General features: G+C 71.7%; 17 protein-coding genes. 7 read left to right on the top strand and 10 right to left on the bottom strand.

What is annotated here, in order from left to right; all coding sequences use genetic code 11:
- Positions 1-8 precede the first annotated feature (8 nt).
- Entirely contained in the window at positions 9-665 is a 657-nt protein-coding gene (locus Dsi01nite_RS37770) for a GGDEF domain-containing protein (RefSeq protein WP_203851177.1), read from the bottom strand.
- A 203-nt stretch (positions 666-868) separates the two neighbouring features.
- Here Dsi01nite_RS37770 and Dsi01nite_RS37765 point away from each other — a divergent pair, with 203 nt between their 5' ends.
- The 3 genes from Dsi01nite_RS37765 to Dsi01nite_RS37755 all read left to right on the top strand — a co-directional run bounded on the left by Dsi01nite_RS37765 (position 869) and on the right by Dsi01nite_RS37755 (position 2,920).
- On the top strand, positions 869-1,117 hold the full coding sequence (locus Dsi01nite_RS37765; RefSeq protein WP_203851176.1) for a DUF397 domain-containing protein: 249 nt from the start codon (positions 869-871) through the stop codon (positions 1,115-1,117).
- 145 nt (positions 1,118-1,262) lie between these two features.
- Positions 1,263-2,147, top strand: coding sequence for a Sco1979 family transcriptional regulator (locus Dsi01nite_RS37760; protein ID WP_505661196.1), 885 nt, complete (start codon positions 1,263-1,265; stop codon positions 2,145-2,147).
- Between the two features lie 11 nt (positions 2,148-2,158).
- Positions 2,159-2,920, top strand: a complete 762-nt coding sequence (locus Dsi01nite_RS37755; protein WP_203851174.1) for an SDR family NAD(P)-dependent oxidoreductase — start codon at positions 2,159-2,161, stop codon at positions 2,918-2,920.
- A 7-nt stretch (positions 2,921-2,927) separates the two neighbouring features.
- On the opposite strand, the gene Dsi01nite_RS37750 is transcribed toward Dsi01nite_RS37755, so the two are convergent.
- Positions 2,928-3,368, bottom strand: coding sequence for a DinB family protein (locus Dsi01nite_RS37750; RefSeq protein ID WP_203851173.1), 441 nt, complete (start codon positions 3,366-3,368; stop codon positions 2,928-2,930).
- Between the two features lie 97 nt (positions 3,369-3,465).
- Between Dsi01nite_RS37750 and Dsi01nite_RS37745 the strand changes: the two genes are divergently transcribed.
- Both Dsi01nite_RS37745 and Dsi01nite_RS37740 read left to right on the top strand, forming a co-directional pair.
- On the top strand, positions 3,466-3,918 hold the full coding sequence (locus Dsi01nite_RS37745) for a DUF1203 domain-containing protein (protein WP_203851172.1): 453 nt from the start codon (positions 3,466-3,468) through the stop codon (positions 3,916-3,918).
- Positions 3,919-4,088: 170 nt separating this feature from the next.
- Positions 4,089-5,300: an SGNH/GDSL hydrolase family protein gene (locus Dsi01nite_RS37740; RefSeq protein ID WP_239136467.1), complete on the top strand. Its 1,212-nt coding sequence runs from the start codon at positions 4,089-4,091 to the stop codon at positions 5,298-5,300.
- 152 nt (positions 5,301-5,452) lie between these two features.
- Here the strand turns inward: Dsi01nite_RS37740 and Dsi01nite_RS37735 are convergent, their stop codons facing one another.
- Positions 5,453-5,920: a GNAT family N-acetyltransferase gene (locus tag Dsi01nite_RS37735; RefSeq protein ID WP_203851170.1), complete on the bottom strand. Its 468-nt coding sequence runs from the start codon at positions 5,918-5,920 to the stop codon at positions 5,453-5,455.
- A gap of 65 nt (positions 5,921-5,985) precedes the next feature.
- Between Dsi01nite_RS37735 and Dsi01nite_RS37730 the strand changes: the two genes are divergently transcribed.
- Positions 5,986-6,564, top strand: coding sequence for a TetR/AcrR family transcriptional regulator (locus tag Dsi01nite_RS37730; protein WP_239136458.1), 579 nt, complete (start codon positions 5,986-5,988; stop codon positions 6,562-6,564).
- A 16-nt stretch (positions 6,565-6,580) separates the two neighbouring features.
- Here the strand turns inward: Dsi01nite_RS37730 and Dsi01nite_RS37725 are convergent, their stop codons facing one another.
- From Dsi01nite_RS37725 to Dsi01nite_RS37700, 7 genes are all read right to left on the bottom strand, one after another.
- Positions 6,581-7,825: a hypothetical protein gene (locus Dsi01nite_RS37725; RefSeq protein ID WP_239136457.1), complete on the bottom strand. Its 1,245-nt coding sequence runs from the start codon at positions 7,823-7,825 to the stop codon at positions 6,581-6,583.
- A 60-nt stretch (positions 7,826-7,885) separates the two neighbouring features.
- On the bottom strand, positions 7,886-9,322 hold the full coding sequence (locus tag Dsi01nite_RS37720; RefSeq protein WP_203851169.1) for an MFS transporter: 1,437 nt from the start codon (positions 9,320-9,322) through the stop codon (positions 7,886-7,888).
- A gap of 233 nt (positions 9,323-9,555) precedes the next feature.
- The gene (locus tag Dsi01nite_RS37715; protein WP_203851168.1) at positions 9,556-9,801 is read right to left on the bottom strand and encodes a hypothetical protein; all 246 of its coding nucleotides are present in this window, start codon (positions 9,799-9,801) and stop codon (positions 9,556-9,558) included.
- 80 nt (positions 9,802-9,881) lie between these two features.
- Positions 9,882-10,010: a hypothetical protein gene (locus tag Dsi01nite_RS58480; RefSeq protein ID WP_275423447.1), complete on the bottom strand. Its 129-nt coding sequence runs from the start codon at positions 10,008-10,010 to the stop codon at positions 9,882-9,884.
- A 67-nt stretch (positions 10,011-10,077) separates the two neighbouring features.
- Positions 10,078-10,665, bottom strand: coding sequence for a DUF305 domain-containing protein (locus Dsi01nite_RS37710; protein WP_203851167.1), 588 nt, complete (start codon positions 10,663-10,665; stop codon positions 10,078-10,080).
- Between the two features lie 5 nt (positions 10,666-10,670).
- On the bottom strand, positions 10,671-11,483 hold the full coding sequence (locus Dsi01nite_RS37705) for a lytic polysaccharide monooxygenase (RefSeq protein WP_203851166.1): 813 nt from the start codon (positions 11,481-11,483) through the stop codon (positions 10,671-10,673).
- A 91-nt stretch (positions 11,484-11,574) separates the two neighbouring features.
- A complete protein-coding gene (locus Dsi01nite_RS37700; RefSeq protein WP_203851165.1) occupies positions 11,575-12,891 on the bottom strand; it encodes an NAD(P)/FAD-dependent oxidoreductase in 1,317 nt (438 codons plus the stop codon).
- Positions 12,892-12,978: 87 nt separating this feature from the next.
- On the opposite strand from Dsi01nite_RS37700, the gene Dsi01nite_RS37695 reads away from it, so the two are divergent.
- On the top strand, positions 12,979-14,136 hold the full coding sequence (locus Dsi01nite_RS37695) for an MFS transporter (RefSeq protein WP_203851164.1): 1,158 nt from the start codon (positions 12,979-12,981) through the stop codon (positions 14,134-14,136).
- Positions 14,137-14,176: the final 40 nt, after the last annotated feature.

Here is a 14,176-nt window from a genome sequence, read left to right as displayed (position 1 = left end):
GGTCCTTGTCAGGTCGCCGATGTGGGGTGGGCGGGTTTGGCGATGCGGAGCGAGGTGTGCAGGACGTGCTGGTGCGCCGCCAGGTGGGGGCGGCGGCGCTGGCTGTGGTGCTTGGCGCGGTACATGGCGGCGTCGGCCCGGTGCACCGCATCGGCGAGGTGCGCGCTGGGCTCGACCGGGACGAGCCCGACCGACGTGCTGACCGACACCACCTGACCGCAGAGCCGCATCGGCGCGGCTAGGAGGTCGGCGAGCTGAGCGGCCTGTTCGTCGGGGCCCCCGTCCCGCCCGGCGAGGAGGCCGGCGAACTCGTCGCCGCCGAGTCTGGCCACGATGCCGCGGCCCGCGCAGGCGGAGAACCGGCGCGCGATGGTCACCAGGACCTCGTCGCCGGCGGAGTGGCCCCACGCATCGTTGATCTGTTTGAAGCCGTCGACGTCCAGGACGACCGCGACCAGGGGAAACGCCTGCACGTCCGCGACGAGCTCGGCGCCGCGCTGGTAGAAGGCCCGCCGGTTGGGCAGACCGGTCAACGCGTCATGGCTGGCGGCGTGCCGCTCCGCGGTGAGCTGCCGTTGCAGCTGGGACACCCGGCGCTGCATGACCCACGCCGCGCACGCTCCAGCCGCCGCGGCCGCACCGGCCAGGAAGGCAAGAGGGTCCATGCGCACGTCCTCCAAGATCGTAGCTGGGGAAGCCACCCGATCATTTGGGGGCGAACGTCCGGTTTCAGTCACAAATTGTGAGCGTCCCCGCACATTCGCACATGCGCTAGCATGCGCGTTATCGGCTGCATACGCAAGAGCCGATGCACGTGCAGACGCCGATTCTCGGCAAACTTTCAACTACATGTTGCAGAGAGATGTCCATGGAGCAGACGTACAACGGGATGCCGGCCGGCGACCTGCCGGGCGTGCCCTGGCAGAAGAGCCGTCGCAGCAACCCCAGCGGCAACTGTGTGGAGCTGGCCCCACTGCCCGACGGGGCCGGATTCGCGATGCGCAACTCGCGCGACCCTGAGGGGCCCGCGCTCATATACACCTACGACGAGATCGCCGCCTTCATCGCCGGCGCCCGCGACGGCGACTTCGACAACCTTCTGGACCGCAACCACTGAGGCTGTGGGCTCGCTTGCAGCGATACCGCCGGATCGACGCGAGCCCACTCCCGCTTACTGTCGGGTCATGGCATGCTTACTCCGGCTCGCGGTCGCTCGATGAGGCGGAGCGACGGAGACGGCGTGCAGGAACTCGGAGGCAGTGGTGACGACCGGAACTCCTGAGGGTGGCGCGTCCGGAGGCCCCACGGTCCTTCGGATGCTGCTGGGCGCCCATCTGCGCCGGCTTCGCGAGGCGCAGGGGGTGACCCGCGAGGACGCGGGTTGGGAGATCCGCTCCTCCGAGTCGAAGATCAGCCGGATGGAGCTCGGCCGCGTCGGCTTCAAGGAGCGCGACGTCGCCGACCTGCTCACCCTCTACGGCCTCGACGACGACGAGGAACGCACCCGGCTGCTCGCCCTCGCCCGCGACGCCAACAACCCCGGCTGGTGGCACCGCTTCGGCGACGTGCTGCCCAACTGGTTCCAGTCCTACCTCGGCCTCGAGGCCGCCGCGGCCCTCATCCGCACGTATGAGGTCCAGTTCGTCCCCGGCCTGCTGCAGACCAAGGAGTATGCGCGCGCCGTCGTCCTGCTCGGCCACGGCCGGGCCAAGGCCGACGAGATCGACCGCCGGGTCGAGCTGCGGATGGCCCGCCAGCAGGTGCTGACCCGTCCCGACGCGCCCAAGCTGTGGGTCGTCGTCGACGAGGCCGCGCTGCGCCGGCCGATCGGCGGCATCGACATCATGCGCGGCCAGGTCGACGCCCTCCTGGAGGCCAACACCCTGCCCAACGTGCGGCTGCAGGTCATCCCGTTCAACGCGGGCGGCCACGCGGCGGCCGGCGGCGCGTTCACCATCCTGCGCTTCCCCGACCAGGACCTGCCCGACGTCGTCTACATCGAGCAGCTCACCAGCGCCCTGTACCTCGACAAGCGCGACGACGTCGACCTCTACGCCGAAGCCATGGAGCGGCTCTGCGTCGAGGCACGGCCGCCGACGGAGACCTCCAAGGTCCTCGAGGAGATCCGGCGCGACCTGGAGGCGTAGCTTCTCCTGGTATGGGATCTTTGTCAGGCACTGTTGCACTGATCACCGGCGCTTCCAGCGGCATCGGTGAGGCCGCCGCCCTGTCGCTGGCCTCTCGGGGCGCCTCCGTCGCCCTCGTGGCCCGCCGCGCCGACCGGCTCGCCGAGCTCGCCGACCGCATCCGCGGCGAAGGCGGCGTCGCGCTGGTCGTGGAGGCCGACGTCACCTCGCAGGAAGCGGCGGTGGCGGCGGTGCGGCGCACCGTCGACGAGCTCGGGCGCCTGGACACGCTCGTCAACAACGCCGGCGTGATGCTGCTCGGCCCGGTGGTCGACGCACCCGTCGAGGAGTGGCAGCGGATGGTCTCCGTCAACGTCCTGGGCCTGCTGTACACCGCCCACGCCGCGCTGCCGCACCTGCTGGCCGCGGCCACGAACGGCCGGCGCAAGGTCGCCGACATGGTCAATGTCAGCTCCGTCGCCGGCCGGGTCGCCCGCAACGGCAGCGGCGTCTACAACGCCACCAAACACGCCGTGGGCGCCTTCAGCGAGTCCCTGCGACAGGAGGTGACCGGACGCTACGTGCGGATCTCACTGGTCGAGCCCGGCGCCGTCTCCACCGAGCTCGCCGACCACAACCGGCCGGAGATCCTCGAAACGATCAGGCAGCGCTTCGCCGACGTCGAACGCCTCGAGGCCGACGACGTCGCCGACACGATCGCCTACATCGTCACCCGCCCCCGCCACGTCGCGGTCAACGAGCTCCTGGTGCGCCCCACCCAGCAGCAGGCCTGAGGCTGGTTCAGCGCAGGGCGTGCTCGATGCGGTCCAGGGCGTCGTTGCGAGGGGTCGCGCGGTCCAGGAGGTTGGACTGGTGCGAGGCGAGGATGCCGGCGACGACCGGGGTCTCGGCCTTCTCGATCTCATGGTCGGCGGCCTCCGCCGCGGCGCGGGCGAGCTGCGCCGCGGAACGCCCCGGGATCGACTGCCACGCCGGCAGGAGCGTGTGGTTGATCGCGTCGTCGTACCACGGTGGCACGGTCGGTGGGGGGAGCTGGCCGGAGCGCCAGCGCTGCACGAGGGTCTGCGCCCAGCGGTCCCAGAAGGCGACCTGGGCCAGCACCGCGCCGACGCTCCAACTGGGGGTGACCGGCCGGCCGAGATCGTCGTCGCTGAGGGAGTCGATGAGGGCGTTGAGGCGTTGCCGCGCGGCGGCGTTCTCGTCCAGGGGTACGCGTTCCACCTGCTCAACGGTAAGTCCACCGGCATGGGTCCGCACGGCGAGCGCGACGGCCGATTTCCGCCAGCCGGCGCGGGGTGGGGTGCGTCAGGATCGGGGTATGACCACGATTCACGCGATCGACCCCGGCGTCCTGGAATCGGTGCGGGACAAGGGAACTGACGTCTCCGGCCACCCCGTCGAGCGGTCGGTGGCCGGCGGCGGCGAGCCGTTGCGGTGCTGCCTGCGCGACGCCGTCGAGGGGGAGCGGCTCATGCTGTTCGGATACGAACCGGTGCTGCCGCCGAGCCCGTACCGCGAGATCGGGGCGGTCTTCGCGCACGCCGAGCGGTGCGACGGGCCGGCCGGCACCGGCTACCCCGGGGACTGGCGGGGGCGGTCGCAGGTGTTGCGGGCCTATGACGCGCGCGGCTGGATCCATCCCACGACCCGGGTGCACGACGGCTCCGATCCCGAGGGTGTGCTGGCGGAGATCCTCGCCGACCCGGCGGTGGTCCGCGTCGACTCCCGCAACGTCGCCTACGGCTGTTACATGTTCACCGTGACCCGCTGACCGCCGGTTTCATTACTAACCCGACCGGCTTTGTCGGGAAATGGGATCGAAACATTGACGTACATGCGGACACCGTGATCTGATCCCGACCCAGAGGATTTCTCACATTCGATGGGATCGAGGAGACCGCCGTGTCCGTGTTCCGTCGCACCGCCCTGCTGGTGGCCGGCATGCTGGCCGCCACCGGCGCGGCGGTCGTGCCAGGGTCGCCGGCCACCGCCGCCCTGCCGACCGCCGCCGTCGCCCTCGGCGACAGCTTCATCAGCGGGGAAGGCGCCGGCAGCTATCAGCCGGTCGTCGACGTCAACGGCGTCGCGCAGCCGTTCCCCGGATGGTCCGCACCCAACACCAACGCCTTCTTCTGTCACCGCTCCGCCAGCGCCTCGCTCAACCAGGCGACGCTGCCGGGCATCCAGGACCGCTTCAACCTGGCCTGTTCCGGCGGACGCCCGTATGACATCGCCAACCCGTCCGGCGGCCGCACGAAGGGCCGCAGTGTCGCCTCGCAGCTGGACCAGCTGCGGGCCGTCGCGCAGACCCACGACATCGACGTGGTGCTGATCGGTCTCGGCTCCAACAACAGCTCGTTCACGTTCGGCGACGTGGCCGAGAAGTGTGCGAACCGGTTCATCGCCGACGCGTGGACCGGCTGGTGGGAGTTCTGGGCCTACCTCAACGGCCCGGTCGAGCAGGAGCCGTGCACCGCCGCCGACCTCGCCACCGCCGCGCAGGTCCAGGCCGCGACGGCCGAGACGATCGCCGCCGCCCGGCAGGTCATCACCACCCTCGACCAGATCGACGCCGACGGGCAGCACCGGGTGATCTTCCAGGACTACACGAACCCGCTGCCGTTCGACCTGGAGCAGTCCTACTGGGAAGAGGACGGCCGGCAGGACGACCGGGACAAGTTCCGCGACCTCGGCGCCGAGCGGTACGCCGCCGGCTGCCCGATCCACCGGGCCAGCCTCGCTCCCGGCCACGGCTTCTCGCAGGGCCTCGGCTCGATCGTGAGCACGACCCGCAACACCCTCGCCGCCGAGTTCCCCGCCGACGACCTGGTCTACCTCAACGTCCAGCACGCCTTCGACGGCGCCCGGCTGTGCGAGAAGGCCGGTAGTCCCGGCAACGCCCTCGCCACCCCGATCCGCCTGCAGGACGGCGCGAGCGGCGTGTTCGTGACCAGCCTGGCCGGCAAGGACAAGATCGCCATCCAGCGGATCGCGAACACCTGCGTCTCGTACTTCCAGACCTGCCAGGAGTCGTGGCACCCCAGCGCCGCCGGGCACGCCGTGCTCGGCAAGTGCCTGACCGGCGCCGCGACCGGCTCGGCCCGCACCGTCACCTGCACCCGCCAGCCGGACGGCACGATCGTCACGGCCTAGAGGTCCGCGGGCCTGGTGGTCCGCGGGCTGGTCGCTTGGAGGTCGCCCCTGCAGCCCGGCTGTGGGGGCGACCGTTTCAGGACCCGGGGATCAGCAGGGCCCGGGCGGCGCCACCCCACGACGCCTCGACGGGGCCCTGCCATGGCGGGAGCCTACTGCCGCAGGGTTCGCTCGTAGCAGACCGAGAGGGTCGAGCCGGCGTACGCGCCGAACAGCGGGATCCGTCGGTAGCCCTCGCGCTCGTAGAAGCGCTGCGCGTCGGGCTGTTCGGTGCCCGTCTCCAGGCGCAGCGTCGGCCAGCCGCGGTCCAGGGCCGCCGTTTCGAGGGCCCGCAGGATCGCGGCCGCGACGCCGGTGCCCCGGGCCGGTGGCACCACGTACATCCGCTTGACCTCGGCGGCGTGCTCCTCCAGCCGGCGCAGGGCGCCGCAGCCGACCGGGGTGCCGTCGGTGTCGCTGACCGCGACCAGGAACAGGTCGATGTCCGCGGCGGTCGGGACGGCGCCGGGCTCGTGGTCGTCGCTGCCGTACCGCGCGTCGAGCTCGGCCCGCTGTGCCGCACGCAGGGCCGCCCCCGCCGGGTCGTCCCAGGCACGCACCTCGATGGTCCAGTCCGTCATCGCCCCTCCTCGGTCGTAACAGCTGTTACCGTAACAGCTGTTACGACACGAGGAGGGTGAGACGCGTGCCACGTGAAGGGCAGGGCGAGCTGCTGTCCAGGGCCGTCTGGGACGTCCTGGCGCAGCAGGGCCTGGAGCGGCTGACGATCAGGGCCGTGGCCGCGGCAGCGGGCTGCACGACCGGGCTCGTCATGCACCGCTTCCCCAACCGGCGGGCGCTGCTGCGGCACGCCCGGCAGCTGCTGCACGAGACGACCCGGGCCCGCGTCGAGGCCCTGGAGGCCGCCGCGGGCTCGCCCCGGGCGGCGCTGCGCGCGGTCCTGCACCAGGGCCTCGCCCTCGACCCGCAGACCACCGCGGAGAGCACGGTGTGGCTGGGCTTCCTGGCCGCCGCCGTCGCCGACGAGGACCTGATCGCGATGCACCGGGCCGGTAACCGGGCCTGGCGGGCCAGGGTCGGCCGGCTCGTCGAGGCCGCCGCGCCGCGGCAGGACCCGGCGGCCGTCACCGTCGCGCTCATCACCATGGTGGAGGGGGCGGCCGCGTTCGCGGCGGCCGATCCGGAGGCGTACCCACCGGCCGTCCAGACGGCGATGCTGGATCTCACGCTCGACGCCTTCGGGCTCACCGACCCGGTGGGGTGAAGATCGCCGGCGGCATTCAGGGCTTCCGGCGGATGGTGTACTCCAGTCGCAGGAACGGCAGCCCGAACACCGCGAACGCGTGCACGGCCCGCAGCTCGCCGGCGTCGTCCACGTAGACGTCGAGCTCCTCGGCGAAACCGCTCACCGCCAGGGTGGTCAGGTCCCGGGTGTGTTCGTCGATGTGGCTCAGGTAGTGCCCGGTCTGCCCGTCGTGCGCGGAGCTGGTGAGGATCAGCCCCCGCTCCCGCTGCCGGGGCGCGAGCGTGGCGGTGAAGTTCGCCTGGGGGAGCGGGAAGCCGACGCTGACGTAGCCCCGCTCGCCGTGCCGGTACGTGGTGTAGACGCCGACGTAGATCGGCTCCCCGGTGTCGGCGAAACTGCGGATCCAGCCACGGGTCTCCAGCCCGTCGACGGTGACGGTGTCGATGCGGCTGTGCACCCCGCGCAGGGCCTCACGCTGGTTCATCGGCACGTTCGCCTGCCCCAGCGGCCGCGCGACGAGCGTGCGGTACAGCAGATACCCGGGCCGCACCCAGGTCCGCCAGCGGGGCACGATGTCCAGCGTGAAGCGGGTCGTGTGCTCGTAGAACTCGCGCACGAGCGGGTGCACCGACGCCGGCTCGAACTCCGGCCCGGCCAGCTGGTCCAGGTCCGGGACGATGCCGACATCGGGTGCCGCTTCCTGATACACGCCGCCGGTCGCTTCGGCGAGGTCGCGGAAGTAGCCGGTGCCGACATACCGGGTCCGCGCCTCGAGCGGCACGACGAACGGCAGCCGCTCCGCCGGCACCCGGTCCGCGAGGAGACTGACCTGCGGGTCGCGGAACACCAGCTGTGACACGATTCGGAACGCGACCACGGCCGCGGCGGCCACCTGCGCCGGCGGCCGCCCGCGCATCGCCGCGCCGACCGCGAGCCCGACGACGGGCCCGAGCGCCACCTTGTGCGGCCGGACCCCCATCGCGCCGGCGACCGCGCCGCTGGCGACGCCCACGGCCAGCGGACTCGCACCGGCCTTCCCGGCAGCCCAGCCAACGGGCGCGGCGATCGCCCCGCTCGCCGCGATCCTGGCCCAGACGGCGGGAATCTCATCCGGCCGCTGCATCGCCCTGGCGGTCGCGTCGACAGCCGCGAGCACGCCGGCGCCGAGCAGTGCACCCTTGACGGCGCCGCGTGGACCGCGGTGCGCCGAAAGCGCCGCACCGGCCGCAGCGCCCATGACCGCGGCCAGTCCGATTCCCTGCGCCCGTTTCGCATCCATGCCTCTGTTGTACAGGGCAGGCCTGTAGACCTCGATCTTGCGGTGGTCGACTGATCGCGGTCACCCGCTTTTCGCCCCGATCGGCGTGCGGGGGCCGGCCGCTGCGGCGTCGGAGCCGGTCGGTGACTGCCGGATGGCGCGGTACGCCGTCAGGCTTGCCGCCAGGGCGGTGAGGGCGAGTGCTGCGACGGTCACGCCGAAGGCGTTCGTTGCGTGGGTTGCCAGGCCGAAGTAGAGCGTGCCGAATGCTGCGACGCTGACCGCGGCGCCGATCTGCATGACGGTGGTGCTGACACCGCTGATGTCAGCGGCGTAGTCCGTCGCAACGATCGTGGTCAAGTGTCCGATGAGGGCGCTGAACTGCACGCCGAGGCCGAGCCCGCCGGCTGCGAGCAGCGTCATCAGCAGTGCCTGGTTGTGGTGACGCTGGAGCGTCACCGCCGCGATCGCGGCGTAGGCGGCGGCGAGGAGCAGGCAGCCGAAGACCGGGGCGCGCCGTGCGGCGCGCTCGGGCAGGCGGCGCACGAGTTGCCCGGCGAGCCCGAAGGCGGCGACCCATGGCACGAGCGTCAGACCTGACGCAGCCGCACTGTAGCGGAGGTCTCGCTGGAGGTACTGGGCGACGGTGAACAGCAGCGCATAGTAGGTACCAGTGGCGATCATCAGCGTGACCAGCGTCCAGGTGATCGCCGGCCGGGCCAGGACACTGACGGCGATCAGTGGTTCCCCGCCCCGGGCGGCGACCCGTCGCTGGATGATCAGAAAGCCGCCGATCGCCGGTCCGGCCAGGACCAGGCACGCCAGGGTCCAGAGCGGCCAGCCGATGCTGTGGCCCAGGATGAGGGGGACGACCACGAGCATGAGGGCGATGGACAGCGCGGAGACGCCGGCCAGGTCCAGCCGACGCGAGGTCCGGTGCGTGTCGGCGGGCAGGTACCGCAGCCCGGCGAGGACGACCAGGACGCCGACCGGGACGTTGATGAGAAAGATCGCCCTCCAGTGGGTTCCGGCGAGGTCGGCGCAGATGAGCATACCGCCGAGGAACTGCCCGACGACAGCACCGGTGGACAGGGCAATGGCGTACAGGCCGATCGCACGGGCGCGTGCATCGTCGTAGAAATTGAGCTGGATACCGGTCAGCGTCTGCGGGAACATCAGCGCGGCGCCGATCCCCTGTAGGACCCGGGCGAGGACCAGCGTTGTCGGGTTTGGGGCCAGACCGCACAGCAGGGACGCGACCGTGAACAGCCCCACGCCGAGCAGGAAGACCCGGCGGTAGCCGTAGGTCTGGCCCAGCCGGGCGCCGGTGATCAGCAGCACCGCGAAAGCGATCAGGTAGCCGCCGACGACCAGTTCCAGCAGCGGGCCTGACGCCCCGAGATCATCGCGTATCGACGGCGTCGCGACATTGGCGATCGTGGCGTCGGCCTGCGCCATGAACGGTCCGACGAGCAGGACTGGCAACAGCCGGCGGCTCCTTGCAGACATGCGGTCCATGTCTCCACTGTGCTCACACCGGTCAGTGGGAAGCTGGCGGGCATCGGACCTCGCACACCTCATGGCGGTGCGGGCCTGTCGCGCGACAACTCCATCTGGGTATGGCTGAGTCCCTAGGCCCGGCGGCGATGGTGACCAGGTCGACCTCCGGGTGCGCGATCAGCATCCGTGCGTCGGCGACGGCGTGCCGGCCCCCGCGCGCGGCCGCCGTCCGCGCTGACCGGGGAGGCTCCTCAGACCGGGGCGGGCAGGATCGCGATCAGCTGGGTCGGGGGTTCGAGGGCGTCGACGAGCGTGTCGCCCTCCAGCCAAAGGCCGCCGGCGCGGCAGACCAGTGCGGCGGCCGCCTCGACGGGGCAGGGGAGCAGGGCGCCGCAGGCGCCGCAGCGGGCCGGGTCGTCCGGGTCGCGTTCGAGGTGGCGGGTCTGGAGTTCGGCGGCCGTGGTGACGAGGACGCTGTCAGGGTCGAGGTGCAACATGCCGATGATCGTGCCGCCGGCGGGGCCGGCGGCCGCTGCGCAAAACGGGTGAAATGCCTGCGCGCGGGAGATCACCCGTCCTAGTGCGTGGGCTTGCCGGTGCCGTCGCACTGGCCTGCGCCGGCCTGGTGCGGCGGCGTGGGGGCACCGGCGTTGACGTGGACCTTCGCGTCGCACACGGGGCAACGGCTCGTGGCTTCCGTGGACATCTCGTACACCTCACAAAGAAGACCGGACGAGAGGACTGTTTCCCCTCGTCCGGCCCGTTTGAACATGTCAGCCGCTGACGAGCACCAGCATCTGCTGGATCTGCTGGGTGCGGGACAGTTCGATGCGCTCGGCGAACTGCTTCACGGTCGTGTTCTGGCCGTTCGTCTTGAGCTGCTGCGCCATCTCGACCGCGTTGTGCTGGTGCGCGATGAGCAGGTTCAGGAACTTCATCTCGAAGTCGGCGCCGGACGCGTCGCGCAGGGCCGCGAGCTGCTCCTCGCCGGTGGCGGCCTGGCCGCCGTGCGCGGCGTGCGAGCTGTGGTCGTCGCTGCCGGTGGCCTGCTCTTTCCAGCCGGTGAGCCAGCCGCTCATCCGGTCGACCTCCTCGGCCTCGGTGACGTCGATGGCGCCGGCGAGGTTGACGACGTCCTCGCGGACGCCCTTGTCCCGGCCGAGCTTCAGCATCTCCAGGCCCTGCCGCTGGTGGCCGATCATCATCTGCAGGAACAGCACGTCGTAGGCGTTGTGCGGGCCCTCGGCGACGGCCGCGACACCCTGCGGGACGGCGGTGGCCGGCTGGTTGACGTCCTTGCAACCGGTGAGGAGGACGGCCGCGGCGACCAGGACCGCGGCGATGGCACGGATACGCGTCACGACGGTCACACCGGCAGCCAGAGAGCCAGGGTGTAGATCGGCTCCCACGTGTAGATGGACGTGTGCGACTGGCGGCACTGGTACCTGCGGCCGTCATACGTGACGACGTCGCCGACGTGATACGTGGTTCCGGCCGCCCAGGCGGCGCCGCTCGGCGCGGGCGGCTTCGTGGTGGTGGGCGCCTTGGTCGGGGTCTTCGTCGCAGTTGCCGTCGCAGTTGCCGTCGCCGTCGGCTTCGGGGCGGCGGTGGTCGCGGTCGGCTTGGGTGCCGACGTCGTCGCTGATGGCTTCGGCGTGCTGCCGCCGCCGCTGCCGACCTGCAGGTCGACGCAGTTGTAGAAGGCGTTGGCGGTGTCGGCGATGTTCCAGACCGCGAGGACCGTCTGGCGGCCCGAGTACCCGGCGAGGCTCACCTGGTGCGACACGGTCGCGTTGGGCTGCTTGCCGCCGTCGTTGAACTGCGCGATGCGGGTGTTGCCGATGAAGTAGTCCCAGGTGCTGGTCGAGTGCCGGGCCGTCAGCACCCAGTTGAACGTGACCGACGAGCCGACCTGCGTCGCGGGCCAGTTGCGGCTGTTGTCGTTGAGCACCGCGAACTCGGGCTTGTTCGCGTTGCACGTCTTGAGCCCCTTCGGACCCTCGACGCTCTGCGGCTCGTACTGAATGGCGCCGCAGTCGGCCACCTTCCCCTGCGCGCACAGTGCCTGGCGGCTCGGCGGGGACGACACGTATCCGTGTGCCGACGCGGGCGAGCCGAGCCACAGGGTGCTGGCCGCCGCACCCAGGGCGACCAGCGGATAGACCACGGATCTACGCATTTGAAAACACCTTCCACACCATTGTTCGCGGGGTGTGGAAAACGTATCTGAAGGGCTCTTAACGAGCCCTTCTGCGATTTGCAAATCCCGCCTAACGCGTATTTATGGCGGCGTTAAGCGACACACGCTCCGGGGTGGCCGCGTCCAGCGGCACGTGCGCGCCGGGGACGAGGCCGAGCTCGACGGCGGGCCGGCCGGCCACGGCGTCCAGGACCCAGTCGGCGACCACCCGGCGGCGGTTGCCGGGCAGCGAGACCAGGTGGTATGCCCGGGTGAGCGCCTTGGCCGGCAGTCCGGACAGCGGCAGGCGCAGCGGGTTCGCGGCCGCGTCGGTGCCGCCGAGGTCGACCAGGAAGCCCAGGTCCCGGTGCTTGTACCGGCGCCGCCGCCCGATCCCGAGCGACGCGGCGATGTTGTGTGCGACGAGCGCCCCCTGCCGGACCGCGTGCTGCGCCGTCATCGGGGTCAGCCGGCCGGGGCGGGTCAGGTCCGGCACGGCGGCGGCGTCGCCACAGGCGAACACCTCCGGGTAGCCGGGCACCGTCAGGTACTCGTCGACGACGAGCCGCCCCTGCTCGGTGCGGAGCCCCAGGTCTTCGATCAGCGGGTCCGGCCGCACACCGACGCACCAGATGAGCGTGCGCGTCGGCAGTTCCCGGCCGTCGGTGAGGTGGACCCGGTCGGCGAGGGCCTCGGCCACCGAACAGCCGGTGAGCACCTCGACGCCGCGTTCGCGCAGCACCCGCTCCGCGGTGCGGGACAGCCGCGGCGACAGCTCCGGCAGCACCCGCGGCGCGGTGTCCAGCAGCAGCCAGCGGACCTGCTCCCCGATGAGCGCCGGCTGGTGGCGCAGCAGGTCGCGGACGGCGAGCTGGCAGTGTGCGGCGACCTCCGTGCCGGTGTATCCGGCGCCGACCACCACGAACGTCAGCCGGGCCGCGCGCTCCGCCGGGTCGTCGGTCTCGGCCGCCAGCTCGACCTGCCGGACCAGGTGGTCGCGCAGATACAGCGCCTCCGGGATGCCGCGGAAGCCGTGCGCGTGCTCGGCGAGCCCCGGGATCGGCAGCAGCTTGTTGACGCTGCCGGCGGCGACCACGACCCGGTCGTAGCCGAGGTACCGGACGCGGCCGTCCGGGTCGCGGTAGCGGACCTCGGCCCGGTCCGGGTCGACGTGCTCCGCCTCGCCGAGCACGAGCCGGACCCCGGGCAGTGCCGCCGGTAGCGACACCGTCACCCGGCGGGGCTCCAGCCCACCGGCCGCCACCTCGGGCAGCAGCGGCAGGTACAGGAAGTAGTCGGTCGGGTTGAGCAGCGTGATCCGGGCGTTCCCGCGGGACATCCGGGCCAGCCTCCGGGCCGCGTGGAACCCCGCGAACCCGCCACCGACCACCACGATGTGCGGTGCCATCTTCGCCTCCAGGTCGTCAGGTCATGAGCGTCACGCTGCCCGTACCCGTGTCGACATGGTCCACGCCCGCCCAGCATGATCGCTGCCATGCTCACCGTCGTGCTGCGGACCGCTCAGGTCGCCCGGGTCCTTGCGGCCAGTACCCTCGGCCGGTTGCCGCTCGGCGCCGCACCCGTCGCGCTGCTGCTGTTCGCCCGCGAGACGCTGTCGATCGGTGCGGCCGGGGCGCTCGTCGGGGTGTACACGGCCGGGATCGCGGTCGGCGGGCCGGTCCTCGCCCGGGTCGCGGACCGGTTGCGGCAGCCGCCGGTGATGCTCGCCGGCGCCGCCGTGTCCACCGCCGGTTACCTGCTGCTCGCCTCCGGGGTGCCGTTCTGGGCGGCGCTGGTCGCCGTGCTGCTGGCCGGGCTCGGCGCGCCACCGTTCGAGGCGGGACTGCGGGTGCTGTGGCGGACGCTGCTGGACGAGGAGCAGGTGCCCACCGCGTACACCCTGGACATCGCGGTGCAGGAGCTCATCTTCATCTTCGGCCCGCTCGTCGCCGGCGCCTCCGTCGCGCTCGGCGGCCCGGTCGCCGGGCTCTACGTGACCGCCGGCCTGCAGCTGCTCGGGACGCTCTGGTTCGTCACCACGCCCGTCGTGCGCGGCTGGCGGGGCGAGCACGCCGAGCGGCACTGGGCCGGCGCGCTGCGCTCGGGACGGCTGCGGCTGCTCCTCGTCGCGGTCATCCTCGTCGGCACCGGGGTCGGGAGCCTGCCCGTCGCCGTCATCGACTACGCCGAGTCGGTCGGCAGCCGGAGCTGGTCGAGCTGGATCCTGGCGGCACAGGCGACCGGCGCGCTCATCGGCGGCCTGATCAACACCCGGGTGAAGGTCGACGGGCGGCGGCTGCCGCTGCTCGCGATGTGCCTCGGCCTGGCGTTCGTGCCGCTGCTGCTCACCCCGTCGGAGCCGGCCCTGCTGCTGCTCCTCGCGGTGATCTCGGGCCTGTTCCTGCCGCCGTTCCTGGCCGCGACGTTCGTCACGGTCGACCGGATCGCCCCGGCGGGCACCGCGGCGGAGGCGTTCGCGTGGGTGGCGACCGCGTTCTCGGTCGGCGCGGCGACCGGTGCGGCGCTGGACGGTGCCATCCTGGACGCGACCACGGGGCCGAGGATCGGCTTCCTGCTGTCTCCGCTGGTCATCATGCTCGCCGCGCCGTTGTTGGTACCCCTGGCAAAACACGTTCGAGCAACGATGAACTGATTTGTCCGAAATAACCGGAAAATCGGGTTTACTGACTAGT

The organism is Dactylosporangium siamense (genome assembly GCF_016862795.1).
GTDB lineage: Bacteria > Actinomycetota > Actinomycetes > Mycobacteriales > Micromonosporaceae > Dactylosporangium > Dactylosporangium siamense.
This window is presented reverse-complemented; position numbering and strand designations above follow the sequence as displayed.

What these genes read in the sequence shown, in the direction of transcription:
- Dsi01nite_RS37735 (WP_203851170.1), bottom strand. Translation starts at nt 5,920, where the DNA reads ATGACGGACTGGACCATCGAGGTGCGTGCCTGGGACGACCCGGCGGGG.
- Dsi01nite_RS37765 (WP_203851176.1), top strand. Translation starts at nt 869, where the DNA reads ATGGAGCAGACGTACAACGGGATGCCGGCCGGCGACCTGCCGGGCGTG.
- Dsi01nite_RS37715 (WP_203851168.1), bottom strand. Translation starts at nt 9,801, where the DNA reads ATGTTGCACCTCGACCCTGACAGCGTCCTCGTCACCACGGCCGCCGAA.
- Dsi01nite_RS37725 (WP_239136457.1), bottom strand. Translation starts at nt 7,825, where the DNA reads ATGGATGCGAAACGGGCGCAGGGAATCGGACTGGCCGCGGTCATGGGC.
- Dsi01nite_RS37705 (WP_203851166.1), bottom strand. Translation starts at nt 11,483, where the DNA reads ATGCGTAGATCCGTGGTCTATCCGCTGGTCGCCCTGGGTGCGGCGGCC.
- Dsi01nite_RS37695 (WP_203851164.1), top strand. Translation starts at nt 12,979, where the DNA reads ATGCTCACCGTCGTGCTGCGGACCGCTCAGGTCGCCCGGGTCCTTGCG.
- Dsi01nite_RS37720 (WP_203851169.1), bottom strand. Translation starts at nt 9,322, where the DNA reads ATGGACCGCATGTCTGCAAGGAGCCGCCGGCTGTTGCCAGTCCTGCTC.
- Dsi01nite_RS58480 (WP_275423447.1), bottom strand. Translation starts at nt 10,010, where the DNA reads ATGTCCACGGAAGCCACGAGCCGTTGCCCCGTGTGCGACGCGAAGGTC.
- Dsi01nite_RS37770 (WP_203851177.1), bottom strand. Translation starts at nt 665, where the DNA reads ATGGACCCTCTTGCCTTCCTGGCCGGTGCGGCCGCGGCGGCTGGAGCG.
- Dsi01nite_RS37745 (WP_203851172.1), top strand. Translation starts at nt 3,466, where the DNA reads ATGACCACGATTCACGCGATCGACCCCGGCGTCCTGGAATCGGTGCGG.
- Dsi01nite_RS37755 (WP_203851174.1), top strand. Translation starts at nt 2,159, where the DNA reads ATGGGATCTTTGTCAGGCACTGTTGCACTGATCACCGGCGCTTCCAGC.
- Dsi01nite_RS37740 (WP_239136467.1), top strand. Translation starts at nt 4,089, where the DNA reads ATGCTGGCCGCCACCGGCGCGGCGGTCGTGCCAGGGTCGCCGGCCACC.
- Dsi01nite_RS37700 (WP_203851165.1), bottom strand. Translation starts at nt 12,891, where the DNA reads ATGGCACCGCACATCGTGGTGGTCGGTGGCGGGTTCGCGGGGTTCCAC.